The organism is Streptomyces showdoensis (assembly GCF_039535475.1).
Lineage (GTDB): Bacteria > Actinomycetota > Actinomycetes > Streptomycetales > Streptomycetaceae > Streptomyces > Streptomyces showdoensis.
This window is the reverse complement of sequence record NZ_BAAAXG010000028.1, coordinates 474,405-488,930: the sequence shown is the minus strand read 5'-3', so window position 1 is coordinate 488,930 and position 14,526 is coordinate 474,405. Positions and strand designations below refer to the sequence as shown.

Sequence of the window (14,526 nt, the reverse complement as noted above, 5' to 3'; positions counted from 1 at the left end):
CCCGGCACCCCCATCGCCCAGCGGCACCCGGCGGCTGCTCGTCAGGCTTCCTCGTCCTCCCGGGGCGTGGGCTCCACGGAGGCGCCCGCCAGGTCCTCGACGGCCTCCTTCGCGTGCGCGACGCCCTTCAGGTAGGCGTCGGAGTGGGGCGGCGGGACGGCGGGGGGCACCGGCTCCGGGTGGAGCGCCGCATCCGGGCGGCTCGGCTCCGGGTGGAGCGCCGCATCCGGGAGGCTCGCCTCCGGGCGGCTCGGCTCCGGGCGGTCGGCGTCCGGGTGTGCCGCCGCCGACGCCGCGGCGGCCGGCTCCGGCCCGCCGCCGGCGCGCTCCAGGAAGCGCAGGAGCTCCACCGGGATCGGCAGCACCAGCGTCGAGTTCTTCTCCGCCGACACCGCCATCACCGTCTGCAGCAGCCGCAGCTGCAACGCGGACGGCGTGTCCTCCATCTGGCGCGCCGCCTCCGCCAGCTTCTTCGAGGCCTGCAGCTCCGCGTCCGCGTTGATCACCCGCGCCCGCCGCTCCCGGTCGGCCTCGGCCTGCCGGGCCATCGAGCGCTTCATCGTCTCCGGCAGCGAGACGTCCTTGATCTCCACCCGGTCGATCGCGACCCCCCAGCCCATCGCCGGGCTGTCGAGCATCAGCTCCAGGCCCTGGTTGAGCTTCTCCCGGTTGGACAGCAGGTCGTCCAGGTCGCTCTTGCCGATGATCGACCGCAGCGAGGTCTGGGCCATCTGCGAGACCGCGAACTTGTAGTCCTCCACCCGCACCAGCGCGTCCGCCGCGTCCACGACCTTGAAGTAGACGACGGCGTCCACCCGCACCGTCACGTTGTCCCGGGTGATGCCCTCCTGGGCCGGCACGGGCATCGTGACGATCTGCATGTTGACCTTGTGCAGCCGGTCGACCAGCGGGACGATCATCTGGAAGCCGGGCTGGCGCTCCCTGTCGACGAGCCGCCCGAAGCGGAACACCACCCCGCGCTCGTACTGCTTCACGACCCGCGCCGCCGCGCCCGCGTACACCGCGACCGCCGCTGCCGCGCCCACGGCCGCCATCAGGACCTCTTGGATCATCACGACCCCCTGAGGAAGGATTACAAAAAGGGTATTCCCCTACAGCTCACCCACGAACGCGCAGCCGCCCCACGAACTCGCGGCCGACCGGCGCACTCACGGCCCGACCTGCGAGCTCGCCGCCGACCGACGGACTCACAGCCAGCCCGCGAACTCCAGCAGCAGCTCCGCGTCCGCCGTGCGTCCCGCGTCGAGCGCGCGCGTTCCGGACTCGACCGCCCGGAACAGGGTCCAGCCGCGCAGCCGCTCGCGGTCCACGTCCAGCGCGTCCGCCAGTTTGTTCACCCGCCGCCGGGCCGTCGAGGCCCCCGACGAGGCGGCCACCAGGTCCTCCACCCGGTCCCGCACCAGCCGCGCCAGGTCGTAGGCCCGCTCGCCGACCAGCGGCTCGGGGCCGACGGCGAGCCAGGGCGTCCGGTCGCCCGCGAGGACCTTGCCCTGACGGAAGCAGCCGTGCAGCAGCAGCGTCTCGGCCTCGCCCGCGAGCAGCTCCTCGCGGGCCGCGAGCGCGGCGGCCACCAGCGCGCCGGTCTCCTCGCCGGCCCCGTGCGCCGCCATCGCGGCCGCCTGCCGTCCGGTCCGCTCGGCCACCGACTCGAAGCCGTGGTCCGCGGGCGGTTCGACCCACAGCCGCCGGACGGTACCGGCCGCCTCCAGGAGCGCCTTCGCCTCCGGCAGCGAGCGCAGCGAGACCTCCGGGTGCAGCCGCTCCAGGAGCAGCCCGCCCTCCTCCGTCCCGCCGAGCAGGCGCACCGCGCCCCAGCCGTTCCAGTGCGCGAGCGCGTCCCGCTCCAGGTCCGGGCGGGCGACGGGGGGGCGCGAGCTTCAGGGCGGCCCGCGGGACGAGGACGACGAGGCTGCTGCGACCGCCGGGGGCCATCACCCGTTCGGCGGCGAGACCGGCGTGCTCCAGCGCGTCCCGGGTGAGCTCGGGGAGCTTCCCGAGCCACTCGGCGGCGACGGCCTCCCCGTACGTCTCGCCGAGCGCCCGCACCAGTCGCTGCGGCGGTTCGAAACCCATGCGTGCCTTGTTCCTTCGTTTCCTCGGTGACGGGCGGGCCCAGGCCTACGCCCGTTCGGCGAGCCCAGGAAAGGTTACGTCGCTGCCGCGCCAGCGGACGGCCCGGACCGCCGCCTCGCGCAGCGCCGCCGCCGCCTCCTTGCGGAGCGGCCCGTCGGCGGAGCGGACCAGGTCGGAGTAGACCCCGGCGACCCGGTCCTCCAGGACGGCCGCGAGCCGCACGGCCGCGGCCGGGTCCGGCACCGCGAACGGCAGCGCGTAGCCCGCCGCGGCGGCGACCGGCTCGCCGCCCAGGTCGCGGACGGTGCGGCGCAGCGCGTCCCGGCGGGCGCGGTGGCCCTCGTACGCGGCGGTGGCCTCGGCGCGCCGGGCCTCGCCGACGCGGGCGCCGACGACCCCGTACCCGTACACGGCGGCGTGCTCGGCGGCGAGTGCGGCCTGGGCCGCGTCGAGCGCGGTCATCCCCGGGCCCCTTCGGTCAGCAGATAGGCGTGGGCCGCGCCGGCGGCCGCGACGGAGGCGAGCAGCCGGGCGTACTCGGGAGGCGCGGTCAGGAGCGTCGCCGTGTGGGTGTCGGCGGTCGCCCGTTCGGCGGCGGCCAGGTCGGTGAGCGCCGCGGCGGGATCGGCGGGCACGGGGGCGGCCGCTGTGGGGGAGGCGGAGGGGGAGGCCGGTGCCGAGGCCGGCCCGGACGCTGACGCCGGGGCCTTCGGTGCCGGTGCCGGGGGTGCCGCGCCCTCGCCGAGCGCCTTCACGTGGGCCGCGACCGAGGCCCGCAGCGGTGCCAGCCGGCCCGCGAGGGCGGGGTGCGCGGCGAGCACGGCGTCGTAGCGGCCGAGCAGGGTGCGGCCGGTCGCGGCGGAGCGGGCGCGCAGCGCGGCCTCGGCGCGCGCGGCGCGTTCGGCCGCGCTCGGCGGCTCGGGGCGCGCGTCCCCCGAGGAGGTGCAGCCGGCGAGCACCGCCGCGCCCCCCGCCGCGCCCACCGTCAGGAGCGCGCGCCTGCCGATGCCTTCCACGCCTTCTCCCTCACGCTCAGGTATTCGAAGATCACCGCTGGCGAGCGTACCCGCGGCCCCCGGCCCGGTGGACGGCAACACCCTCCCCGACCGGATACCCTTTGATCTGACACGCGACGAACCCACAACAGCACACGCGGCCGAGGAGTCACCCGGATGAGCACCACCCAGAGCGAACGGCTGCGCGGTCTTCTGGAACCGCTCGTTCACGCGAAGGACCTCGACCTCGAGGAGATCGAGGTGTCCCGGGCCGGCCGCCGCGGACTGCTGAGGGTCATCGTCGACTCGGAGGAGGGCGTCGAGCTCGACGCCTGCGCCGAGCTGAGCCGCGTCATCTCCGAGAAGCTGGACGAGACGGACGCGATGGGCGAGGGCGAGTACGTCCTCGAAGTCAGTTCCCCCGGCGCCGACCGCCCCCTGACCCAGCACCGCCACTACGTGCGCGCCACCGGCCGCCTGGTGAAGCTGCAGCTGACCCCCGAGGCGGGCGGCGGCGAGGTCGTCACCCGCATCCTGGCCGTGGACGAGGACGGGCTGGACACCGAGGTGCCGGGCGTGAAGGGCCGCAAGGCCACCGCCCGCCGGGTGGAGTTCGCCGAGATCGCGAAGGCGCGTGTCGAGATCGAGTTCAACCGCAAGGACAAGAAGGAAGAGGAGGCGTAGCCGTGGACATCGACGTGAAGCTCCTGAAGGGCTTGGCACAGGAGAAGGAAATCTCCTTCGAGATGCTGGTCGAGGCGATCGAGTCGGCCCTCCTCATCGCCTACCACCGCACCCCCGACGCCCGCCGCCACGCGCGGGTGGAGCTGGACCGGGCCACCGGTCACGTGACGGTGTGGGCGAAGGAAGACCCGGCCGACCTGGAGGAGGGCCAGCAGCCCAAGGAGTTCGACGACACGCCGTCGGACTTCGGCCGGATCGCCGCGAGCACCGCCCGCCAGGTCATCCAGCAGCGGCTGCGGGACGCCGAGAACGACGTCACCTTCGGCGAGTACGCCCGCCGCGAGGGCGACATCGTGGCCGGCATGGTGCAGCAGGGCAAGGACCCGAAGAACGTCCTCGTCAAGCTGGACGACAAGCTGGAGGCCATCCTTCCGGTGCAGGAGCAGGTGCCGGGCGAGGACTACACGCACGGCCTGCGCCTGCGGACGTACGTCGTCCGGGTGGCGAAGGGCGTCCGCGGTCCGTCCGTCACCCTTTCGCGTACGCACCCCAACCTGGTGAAGAAGCTCTTCGCCCTGGAGGTGCCGGAGATCGCCGACGGCTCGGTCGAGATCGCGGCCATCGCCCGTGAGGCCGGCCACCGCACCAAGATCGCCGTCCGTTCCACCCGTTCGGGCCTGAACGCCAAGGGCGCCTGCATCGGCCCGATGGGCAGCCGGGTGCGCAACGTCATGGCCGAGCTGCTCGGCGAGAAGATCGACATCGTCGACTGGTCGGACGACCCGGCCGAGATGGTGGCGAACGCGCTCTCCCCGGCCCGGGTCTCCAAGGTCGAGATCGTGGACCTGGCCGCCCGCTCGGCCCGCGTGACGGTGCCGGACTACCAGCTGTCGCTGGCGATCGGCAAGGAGGGGCAGAACGCCCGTCTGGCCGCGCGCCTCACCGGCTGGCGGATCGACATCCGTCCGGACACCGAGGTCTCCGGTCCCCAGGACTGAGACCGATTTTGGCCAACAGCTGTTCGATTTTTGCCCCGAACGGGTGAGGTCGGCGCGGGGAGGTAGACTTAGTAATGTCTGGCCGGACGCATGCCAGCCCGCGCCCTGAGCGAACCTGTGTGGGATGCCGGGAGCGAGCGGCCAAGAGCGACCTGCTGCGGATCGTGATGAATAAGGACGAGTGCGTCCCGGATCATCGCGGTACGCTGCCCGGCCGGGGTGCGTACGTGCACCCCGCCGTGGTCTGTCTCGACCTGGCGGTCCGCCGCCGGGCGTTCCCCAGGGCCTTCAAGGCCCAAGGGCAGCTCGACACCGTGGCCCTCCGCCACCACGTCGAGCGGATGGCACCGCAGTGACACAGAAGTACGGCACGGAACCCCGTGCGGTCAGGTACCTCGCGAGTTGGAAGTAGGTCGAGATTGCGATGAGCACTCGATGAGTACGCGATGAGTACGCCCATGAAGTAGCGACGGTCCGGCGGTAACCGGACCTAAAAGGAGCGAAGTGGCTAAGGTCCGGGTATACGAGCTCGCCAAGGAGTTCGGTGTGGAGAGCAAGGTCGTCATGGCCAAGCTCCAAGAACTCGGTGAATTCGTCCGTTCGGCGTCCTCGACGATCGAGGCGCCGGTCGTGCGCAAGTTGACTGACGCTTTGCAGGGTCCCGGCGGCAACGCCGGCAAGACCGCTGCCAAGCCCGGCGCGCCCCGCAAGGCGGCGCCCTCCCCCGCGAAGCCCGCGGCGCCGTCTCCGGCCGCCTCGGCTCGCCCCGCTGCCCCCAAGCCCGGCGCCCCGGCCCCCAAGCCGGCCCCCGCCGCGCCCGCGGCGCCGGTCACCCCGGCCGCGCCCGCGAGCAGCACCCCCTCTCCGGCTCCGGCCGCCTCGGGCCCGCGCCCGGGTCCGAAGCCGGCCCCGAAGCCCGCGCCCGCCGCGCCGGCTCCGACCACCCCGGAGTTCACGGCGCCCCCGGCGGCTCCGTCGGCCCCGGCCGCCGGTCCCCGCGCCGGTGGTGCCACCCCCGGCCCGCGTCCCGCCGCTGCCCGTCCGGGCCAGCAGGCGCCGCGTCCGGGTCAGCAGGCCCCCCGTCCCGGCCAGCAGGCTCCGCGTCCGGGCGGTCGCCCGGCCGGCCCGCGTCCGGGCAACAACCCCTTCACCTCCGGCGGCTCCACCGGCATGGCGCGCCCGCAGGCGCCCCGTCCGCAGGGTGGCGCGCCGCGTCCCGGCGGCCCCGGTGCCCCGGGCGGCGCCCCGCGTCCGCAGGGCCAGGGCGGCGTTCCCGGCGCCCCGCGTCCCCAGGGCGGCGCCGCGCGTCCGACCCCCGGTGGCATGCCTCGTCCGCAGGCTCCCCGTCCGGGCGGCGCGCCCGGCGGTAACCGTCCGAACCCGGGCATGATGCCGCAGCGTCCCGCTGCCGGCCCGCGTCCCGGCCCCGGCGGTCGTGGCCCCGGTGGCCCCGGCGGTCGTCCGGGCGGTCCCGGCGGCGGCGGCGGTCGTCCCGGCTTCGCCGGTCGTCCGGCCGGTCCCGGCGGCGGTGGCGGCGGCTTCGCCGGCCGTCCCGGTGGTCCCGGTGGCGGCGGCGGTCGTCCGGGTGGTCCCGGCGGTGGCGGCGGCTTCGGCGGTCGTCCCGGCGGCTTCGGCGGTCGTCCCGGTGGTCCGGGTGCCCGTGGTGGCACGCAGGGCGCCTTCGGCCGTCCAGGCGGTCCCGCGCGTCGCGGTCGCAAGTCGAAGCGTCAGAGGCGCCAGGAGTACGAGGCCATGCAGGCCCCGTCCGTGGGCGGCGTGATGCTGCCCCGCGGCAACGGCGACACCATTCGCCTGTCGCGCGGTGCCTCCCTCACCGACTTCGCCGAGAAGATCGGCGCCAACCCGGCGTCGCTCGTCGCGGTGATGATGAACCTCGGTGAGATGGTCACGGCCACGCAGTCGGTCTCCGACGACACGCTGACCATGCTCGGCGAAGAGATGAACTACGTCGTTCAGATCGTCTCGCCGGAGGAGGAGGACCGCGAGCTCCTCGAGTCCTTCGACATCGAGTTCGGCGAGGACGAGGGCGGCGAAGAGGCTCTGGTCTCCCGTCCGCCGGTCGTCACCGTCATGGGTCACGTCGACCACGGTAAGACCCGACTGCTCGACGCGATCCGCAAGACGAACGTCGTCGCGGGCGAGGCCGGTGGCATCACGCAGGGCATCGGTGCCTACCAGGTGGGCACCGAGGTCAACGGCGAGGACCGCAAGATCACCTTCATCGACACCCCGGGTCACGAGGCGTTCACCGCCATGCGTGCCCGTGGTGCGAAGTCGACCGACATCGCGATCCTCGTGGTCGCGGCCAACGACGGCGTCATGCCGCAGACGATCGAGGCGCTCAACCACGCCAAGGCCGCCGGCGTCCCGATCGTCGTCGCGGTCAACAAGATCGACGTCGAGGGTGCGGACCCGGTCAAGGTCCGTGGTCAGCTGACCGAGTTCGGTCTGGTGGCCGAGGAGTACGGCGGCGACACGATGTTCGTCGACATCTCCGCCAAGCAGGGTCTGCACATCGACTCCCTGCTGGAGGCCGTCGTCCTCACCGCCGACGCCTCGCTCGACCTGCGGGCCAACCCGAACCAGGACGCGCAGGGTATTGCGATCGAGTCCCACCTCGACCGCGGTCGCGGTGCCGTCTCCACCGTCCTCGTCCAGCGCGGAACGCTGCGCATCGGCGACACCGTGGTGGTCGGCGACGCGTACGGCCGCGTCCGGGCGATGCTCGACGACAAGGGCAACAACGTCGAGGAGGCGACCCCGTCGACTCCCGTCCTGGTGCTCGGTCTCACCAACGTGCCGGGTGCCGGCGACAACCTCATCGTTGTCGACGAGGACCGTACGGCCCGTCAGATCGCCGAGAAGCGCGCCGCGCGTGAGCGCAACGCCGCCTTCGCCAAGCGCGTCCGCCGGGTGTCCCTCGAGGACCTCGACAAGGTGCTCAAGGCCGGTCTGGTCCAGGAACTCAACCTCATCATCAAGGGCGACGCGTCCGGTGCGGTCGAGGCTCTCGAGTCCTCGCTGCTCCAGCTCGACGTCGGCGAAGAGGTCGACATCCGCGTCCTGCACCGCGGTGTGGGTGCGGTCACCGAGTCCGACATCGACCTGGCGATGGGCTCCGACGCCATCGTCATCGGCTACAACGTCCGTGCGGCCGGCCGTGCCGCGCAGATGGCGGAGCGCGAGGGCGTCGACGTCCGGTACTACTCGGTGATCTACCAGGCCATCGAGGAGATCGAGGCGGCCCTGAAGGGTCTCCTCAAGCCGGAGTACGAAGAGGTCGAGCTCGGTACGGCGGAGATCCGCGAGGTCTTCCGCTCGTCCAAGCTGGGCAACATCGCCGGTGTCCTCATCCGCTCGGGCGAGGTCAAGCGCAACACCAAGGCGCGCCTCCTCCGCGACGGCAAGGTCATCGCGGAGAACCTCAACATCGAGGGGCTGCGCCGCTTCAAGGACGACGTCACCGAGATCCGCGAAGGCTACGAGGGTGGTATCAACCTCGGAAACTTCAACGACATCAAGATCGACGACGTCATCGCGACGTACGAGATGCGCGAGAAGCCGCGCGCCTGACGTACAGCGTTGATCCGGGGCCGGTCGGCGGGAAGGAATTCCGTCGATCGGCCCCGGCCGTTGCGTGTACGGTTCTGATGTCCCTGCCAAGCGGTTGGCGGGGCCACGAACCCGAACCGGCGGGACATCCGGGCATACATGTATGTGGGGACGCTGTCCTTCGATCTGCTCCTCGGCGACGTACGGTCGCTGAAGGAGAAGCGCTCCGTCGTCAAGCCGATCGTCGCCGAGCTCCAGCGGAAGTTCTCCGTGAGCGCGGCGGAGGTGTCGGGCCAGAACCTCCATCGGCGGGCCGAGATCGGCGTCGCGATGGTGTCGGGCGACCCGGGGCACCTCAGTGACGTACTGGACCGGTGCGAGCGCCTGGTCGCCGCCCGTCCGGAGGTGGAACTGCTGTCGGTTCGACGCAGGCTCCACACGGACGAAGACTGAACTCAGCAAGCAAGGCAAGAAAGAGGAGAAGGACCAGTGGCCGACAACGCGCGGGCGAAGAAGCTGGCGGACCTCATCCGGGAGGTGGTCGCCGAGAAGCTGCAGCGCGGCATCAAGGACCCGCGCCTGGGTACGCACGTGACCATCACGGACACCCGCGTCACCGGTGACCTGCGGGAGGCCACGGTCTTCTACACGGTCTACGGGGACGAGGAGGAGCGGGCCAGCGCCGCCGCCGGCCTGGAGAGCGCCAAGGGCATCCTGCGTTCGGCCGTCGGCCGGGCCGCGGGCACCAAGTTCACCCCGACGCTCACCTTCGTGGCCGACGCCCTCCCGGAGACCGCCAAGAACATCGAGGACCTCCTCGACCAGGTGCGCGCCTCCGACGCCAAGGTGCGGGACGCGTCCTCGGGCGCGACCTTCGCCGGTGACGCCGACCCGTACAAGAAGCAGGGCGGGGACGAAGCCGCCGAATGAGCAACGGACAGAAGACTCCCGACGGCCTCGTCATCGTCGACAAGCCGTCGGGATTCACTTCGCACGACGTCGTGGCCAAGATGCGGGGGATCGCCAAGACCCGCCGCGTCGGCCACGCCGGCACGCTCGACCCCATGGCCACGGGCGTCCTCGTCCTGGGCGTGGAGCGGGCGACCAAGCTGCTCGGTCACCTCGCGCTGACCGAGAAGGAGTATCTGGGCACGATCCGGCTCGGGCAGACCACGATCACCGACGACGCCGAGGGCGAGATCACGGCGTCGGTCGACGCTTCGAAGGTCACCCGCGAGCAGATCGACGCGGGGGTCGCGGAGCTCACCGGCGCCATCATGCAGGTGCCGTCGAAGGTCTCCGCGATCAAGATCGACGGCAAGCGGTCCTACGCGCGGGTGCGCGGCGGCGAGGAGTTCGAGATCCCGGCCCGCCCGGTGACCGTCTCCTCCTTCCGCGTGTACGACGTGCGCGAGGCCACCGCGGAGGACGGCACCCCGGTCGTGGACCTGGTGGTCTCCGTCGTCTGCTCCTCGGGTACGTACATCCGGGCGCTCGCCCGCGACCTCGGCGCCGGTCTCGGCGTGGGCGGCCATCTGACCGCGCTGCGCCGCACCCGGGTCGGCCCGTACAAGCTGGACTCGGCGCGCACCCTGGAGCAGCTCCAGGAGGAGCTCACGGTCATGCCGGTCGCCGACGCGGCCGCGGCGGCGTTCCCCCGCTGGGACGTCGACGAGAAGCGGGCCAAGCTGCTGCTGAACGGCGTCCGCCTGGAGATGCCGGAGTACCCGGCGGGCGCGGTCGCGGTCTTCGGGCCGGACGGGCGTCTGCTCGCGCTGGTCGAGGCGCAGCGGGGCAAGGCGAAGAGCCTGGCCGTCTTCGGCTGAGCAGGTCTTCACCGTGGGGCGGGCACGCGCGCGTGCCCGCCCCACGATCCCCCTCCGCCGGGGTTCCTGTCCCGCCTCCGACCGCGTCATCACCCTTTCGGGCAGGCGCTCGGAGCGAACCGGGGGAGCGCGAGGGGGCGCGTTCGGGCGGGCGCTTTCTTCGTGATCACCGTCGACCTACCGTCGGACCATGGGGAGCGGGGACCGGGCGGAGCTGGTGCGGATCGAGGATCCGGCCGGCCGGCCGTGCGGCACCGGATTCCTCGCCGACCACCAGGGCACGGTGCTCACCGGCCACGAGGTGGTCCACGGCCGCACCGCCCTCCTGCTGCGCACCCCCGACGGCCGCAGCCGACGGGTCGGCCCCGCCGACCTCACCCTGCTGCCCGACAGCGGGCTCGCGCTCGTCCGCGCCGAAGGACTGACCGCCCGCCCGCTGCCCCTGGCCACCCGGCAGGGCATCGAGCCCGGCACGTACGTCCGCATCGCCGCGCACGGCTGGCGCGAGGCACGGGTCCTCGGCGGCACACCGGGACCCGCCCTGGAACTGGCCATCGGCACCGAGGGCGCCGAGGCGCTGCACGCCGGCGGCCCGGCCGCCGGCGGCCCCGTCCTCGACCCCGCCACCGGAGCCGTCCTCGCCGTCCTCGGCACCGCCCTGCACGGCGACCGGCGCGCGGCCGGCCACGCCCTGCCGATCCCCGCACCGCGGCCCTCGGCGCCCCCTGCCGGACCGCTCGCCGCGCTGCTGCTCCGCAACGCCGCCACCGTCCCCGCCTACGGCCGCGACCTCAACCTGGCCGGCGTCCTGGAGCTCACCGCCACCACCACCGGCACCCGAGAGGAGCTCCCCGCCGGACGGGTCCGGGACGACGGCGAGGCCCTCGTGCTCGCCGTCGTCGGCGTGCCCGGCACCGGCCGCAGCACCGCCCTCGCGGGCCTCGCCGCCCTGCGCGCCCGGGGCCCGGCCCCCGCGCCCACCGTCTGGCTGCGCGGCGCGGACCTGCGCGCCGACGACCGCTCCGTCGCCGACGCGATCGGCCGGGCGCTGCACCGGGCCGGGCGGGTCGCCGCCGCCTCCGGCACCCCCGGCGACCCCGCCGGGGCGACCCCCGAGCAGGCCGCCGCGCTCGCCCGCGCCGCCCACCGCCCCCTCCTGGTCCTGCTCGACGGCCCCGAGGAGATGCCGCCGCTCCTCGCCCACCGCCTCGGCCCCTGGACCACCGCCACCGAGCAGTGGCTCGCCGCGCACGGCGCCCGGCTGGTGACCGCCTGCCGCCCGGAGCACTGGGAGCAGGCCGGACCGCTGTACGTCACCGGACCGAGGACCGTCGTCCTGGGCGACCTCACCGAACCGGCGGCGCGCGAGGCCCGGCGCCTGCACGCGGTCCCCGACGACGCGATCGCCGAGGAGGACGCCCGGCACCCGCTGGCCCTCCGGCTCCTCGGCGAGGTCCGGGCCGCCGCCCGGGGCGAGGCGGCGGGACGGCCCGGGCGGGACGAGGTCTTCGCCGCCCACCTGGCCCTGATGTGCCTGCGGGTCGCGGTCCGGATCGCCGCCGGCACCCGCCCGGCGGTGCGCGGGACGGCCGTGCGCCGGCTCGCCGCGCGGGTCAGCGGCCAGGTCCACGAGGCCGCCCGCCGCTGCCTCGGCCCCGGCCAGGGCGAGCTGGACCGGGAGTCCTTCGAGGAGCTCTTCCCCTGGCCCACGGGCTGGGCCTCCGCGGTCCTCACCGAGGCCCTGCTCGTCCCGGCGGGCCCCGGCTACCGCTTCGCCCACGAGGAGTTCGCCGACTGGCTCCAGGGCGCCCACCTGGACGTCGACCGCGCCCTGGACTCCCTGGTGCGCCACCCGGCCCCGGCCGGCAGCCTCCCGGTGCCCCGCCACCGCATCGGCCCGGTCCTCCAGGCCCTCCACCACCTCCACCGGGACCAGGGCCCGGAGGCCCTCGCGGCCCGGCTCGCGTCGCTGGCGGACGCCCTCGCGGGCTTCCGGGACCTCCCGGACGCGGGAAGGGCGCAGGACCCCGGCGGCGGGCCGGGCGGGGCCGCCGAGGGCGTCTGGTGGGCCTCGCGGCTGCTCGCCGGAGTCCTGCACGGGATCCGCGAGCTCCGGCCGTACCTGCCCGTCCTGCGGCACCTCGCCGACCTGATCGGGGCCCGGCCCGGCGCCCAGGACGCCTTCCCGGGGTTCGGGGCCGGTTTCTGGGCGGGGCTGCGGCTGCCCGAGGGGGAGCGGGTGGACCTGCTGCGCCGGCTGGTGCCCGCGGACCCGGCCCCAGGGGCCGGGGCGCCGCCGCGGTTCCTCGACGCCGTCGCCGGACTGCTCGCGGCCGACCCGCGGGGCGTGCAGCCGCTGCTGTGCCGCTGGTTCGGGGACGAGCGGCCGCTGGCCGCCGCGCCCGGCGCCACTGTCGGCACCGCCGCCCAGGCCGTGCTGCACACCCACCGGGGGCTGGCCGTCGACGACCTGTGCGAGGCACTGGTCGCCACCGCCCATCCGCTCGCCGAGGGGCTGCTCGGCGCGCTCGCCGAGGACGAGCCGACGGCCCTCTGCCGGGCCGTCGACCGCTGGGCCCACGACGACGGGCGGCCCGACCGGCGCACCGCCGCCGCCGCCTACGGGCGGCGCGTCGCCCCGCACGTCACGACCGGAGCCGACCGGGCCACGCTGCGCTTCGCGGCCCTCGCCCTGCTCGCCCGGCCCGCCGACCGCGCCCTGCACGGGCCCGCGCTCGGCCTGCTCGTGCGCGACCCGGACTCCCGCGCCCGGCACCTGCCCCGCGCCCTCGCCGAGCCGGGCGTGCCCGTGGACGCGCTCGGCGCCGCCCTGGCCACCCACCCGGAGCCCGTCCTCGACGCCCTCCGCGCCCGGCTGCACGGCCACGAGCCCGCGGCCGTGCTGCGGATCCTCGCCGGAGTCCCCACACCCCGGCTCGCGCGCCGCGCCGCCGAGCTCGTCGCCGAGTACGCCGAACGGCACCCGGAGGGCGCCGCACTGGTCGCCGCCTTCGTCGACACCCGGCTGGAGGAGGGGCCGGTGGCCCGCTGCGTCCTCCACCCCCTGGTCGTCCGCCTGCTCGCCGGGCCCCAGCCGGCCGTCCGCACCGCCCTGGTCCCCGTCCTCGCCGCGCCCGGCACCGGCGCCTCCCGCTTCCTGCGCGCCGAACTCCGCGAACTGCTGCGGGCCGGACCGCCCGCCCGGCCCCGGGCCGTAACGAAGGTCACCTCACCCATGCCGATGCCGACGTGGCCGCATGCTCATGGCAGTCTTAGACCTGCGCCAACAGGCGTACACGCGGACTTGGGTACAGGCGGACGAGGAGCGGTCACAGTGCAGCGCTGGCGTGGCTTGGAGGACATCCCCCAGGACTGGGGGCGCAGCGTCGTCACCATCGGCTCCTACGACGGGGTGCACCGCGGGCACCAGCTGATCATCGGGCGTGCCGTGGAGCGCGCCCGTGAGCTGGGCATCCCCTCGGTCGTCGTCACCTTCGACCCGCACCCCTCCGAGGTGGTGCGCCCCGGCAGCCACCCGCCGCTGCTCGCCCCGCACCACCGGCGCGCCGAGCTGATGGCGGAGCTGGGCGTGGACGCGGTGCTGATCCTGCCGTTCACGTCCGAGTTCTCCCAGCTGTCCCCGGCGGACTTCATCGTGAAGGTCCTGGTCGACAAGCTGCACGCCAAGCGCGTCATCGAGGGCCCGAACTTCCGCTTCGGCCACCGGGCCGCGGGGAACGTCGACTTCCTGGCCGAGCTGGGCGCCACCTACGACTACGAGGTCGAGGTCATCGACCTGCGGGTGACCGGCGCGGCGGGCGGCGGCGAGCCGTTCTCCTCGACGCTCACCCGACGCCTGGTCGCCGAGGGCGACATGGCCGGCGCCGCCGAGATCCTGGGCCGCCCGCACCGCGTCGAGGGCATCGTCGTGCGCGGCGCCCAGCGCGGCCGCGAGCTGGGCTTCCCGACGGCCAACGTCGAGACCCTGCCGCACACCGCGATCCCGGCCGACGGCGTCTACGCGGGCTGGCTGACCGCCGCCGGCGAGCGGATGCCCGCCGCGATCTCGGTCGGCACCAACCCCCAGTTCGACGGCACCGAGCGCACCGTCGAGGCGTACGCGATCGACCGCGTGGGCCTGGACCTGTACGGCCTGCACGTGGCCGTCGACTTCCTCGCGTACGTGCGCGGCATGCTCAAGTTCGACACGCTCGACGACCTGCTCGCGGCGATGGCCGACGACGTCAAGCAGAGCCGCGAGCTCACCGAGACGTACGACCGGGGCTGAGCCGGCCGTACGTCACCGGCCGCCCGTCACCGGCCGCCCGTCACCGGGCGGACTGTCCCGCCGGGCGG

Annotated in this window: 11 protein-coding genes and 2 pseudogenes; 9 read left to right on the top strand and 4 right to left on the bottom strand. The window is 74.4% G+C overall.

Annotation, left to right across the window (positions count from 1 at the left end; genetic code table 11):
• Nucleotides 1-41: 41 nt before the first annotated feature.
• From ABD981_RS36820 to ABD981_RS36805, 4 genes and pseudogenes are all read right to left on the bottom strand, one after another.
• Entirely contained in the window at nt 42-1,073 is a 1,032-nt protein-coding gene (locus tag ABD981_RS36820) for a slipin family protein (protein ID WP_046912501.1), read from the bottom strand.
• 135 nt (nt 1,074-1,208) lie between these two features.
• Nucleotides 1,209-2,094: pseudogene (locus ABD981_RS36815) on the bottom strand (aminoglycoside phosphotransferase family protein).
• A gap of 45 nt (nt 2,095-2,139) precedes the next feature.
• On the bottom strand, nt 2,140-2,556 hold the full coding sequence (locus ABD981_RS36810; RefSeq protein ID WP_046912499.1) for a ferritin-like domain-containing protein: 417 nt from the start codon (nt 2,554-2,556) through the stop codon (nt 2,140-2,142).
• Entirely contained in the window at nt 2,553-3,110 is a 558-nt protein-coding gene (locus ABD981_RS36805; protein ID WP_345530549.1) for a hypothetical protein, read from the bottom strand. Before ABD981_RS36805 ends, ABD981_RS36810 begins: the two co-directional genes overlap by 4 nt.
• 156 nt (nt 3,111-3,266) lie before the next feature.
• Here ABD981_RS36805 and rimP point away from each other — a divergent pair, with 156 nt between their 5' ends.
• The 9 genes and pseudogenes from rimP to ABD981_RS36760 all read left to right on the top strand — a co-directional run bounded on the left by rimP (nt 3,267) and on the right by ABD981_RS36760 (nt 14,458).
• Nucleotides 3,267-3,773, top strand: a complete 507-nt coding sequence (gene rimP, locus ABD981_RS36800) for a ribosome maturation factor RimP (protein WP_046912514.1) — start codon at nt 3,267-3,269, stop codon at nt 3,771-3,773.
• A 2-nt stretch (nt 3,774-3,775) separates the two neighbouring features.
• Entirely contained in the window at nt 3,776-4,771 is a 996-nt protein-coding gene (nusA, locus tag ABD981_RS36795) for a transcription termination factor NusA (RefSeq protein WP_046912513.1), read from the top strand.
• 74 nt (nt 4,772-4,845) lie between these two features.
• Nucleotides 4,846-5,127, top strand: coding sequence for a YlxR family protein (locus ABD981_RS36790; protein ID WP_123955322.1), 282 nt, complete (start codon nt 4,846-4,848; stop codon nt 5,125-5,127).
• A gap of 148 nt (nt 5,128-5,275) precedes the next feature.
• Nucleotides 5,276-8,365 (top strand): translation initiation factor IF-2, encoded by a 3,090-nt coding sequence (gene infB, locus ABD981_RS36785; RefSeq protein WP_345530548.1) that lies wholly within the window; start codon nt 5,276-5,278, stop codon nt 8,363-8,365.
• A gap of 138 nt (nt 8,366-8,503) precedes the next feature.
• Nucleotides 8,504-8,797: a DUF503 domain-containing protein gene (locus tag ABD981_RS36780; protein ID WP_046912270.1), complete on the top strand. Its 294-nt coding sequence runs from the start codon at nt 8,504-8,506 to the stop codon at nt 8,795-8,797.
• A 36-nt stretch (nt 8,798-8,833) separates the two neighbouring features.
• Entirely contained in the window at nt 8,834-9,274 is a 441-nt protein-coding gene (rbfA, locus tag ABD981_RS36775; protein ID WP_046912269.1) for a 30S ribosome-binding factor RbfA, read from the top strand.
• Nucleotides 9,271-10,170: a tRNA pseudouridine(55) synthase TruB gene (truB, locus tag ABD981_RS36770; protein WP_046912268.1), complete on the top strand. Its 900-nt coding sequence runs from the start codon at nt 9,271-9,273 to the stop codon at nt 10,168-10,170. Before rbfA ends, truB begins: the two co-directional genes overlap by 4 nt.
• Nucleotides 10,171-10,360: 190 nt before the next feature.
• Nucleotides 10,361-13,354, top strand: a pseudogene (locus ABD981_RS39000) (trypsin-like peptidase domain-containing protein); the annotation flags it as partial.
• A gap of 150 nt (nt 13,355-13,504) precedes the next feature.
• On the top strand, nt 13,505-14,458 hold the full coding sequence (locus ABD981_RS36760; protein WP_123955247.1) for a bifunctional riboflavin kinase/FAD synthetase: 954 nt from the start codon (nt 13,505-13,507) through the stop codon (nt 14,456-14,458).
• Nucleotides 14,459-14,526: the final 68 nt, after the last annotated feature.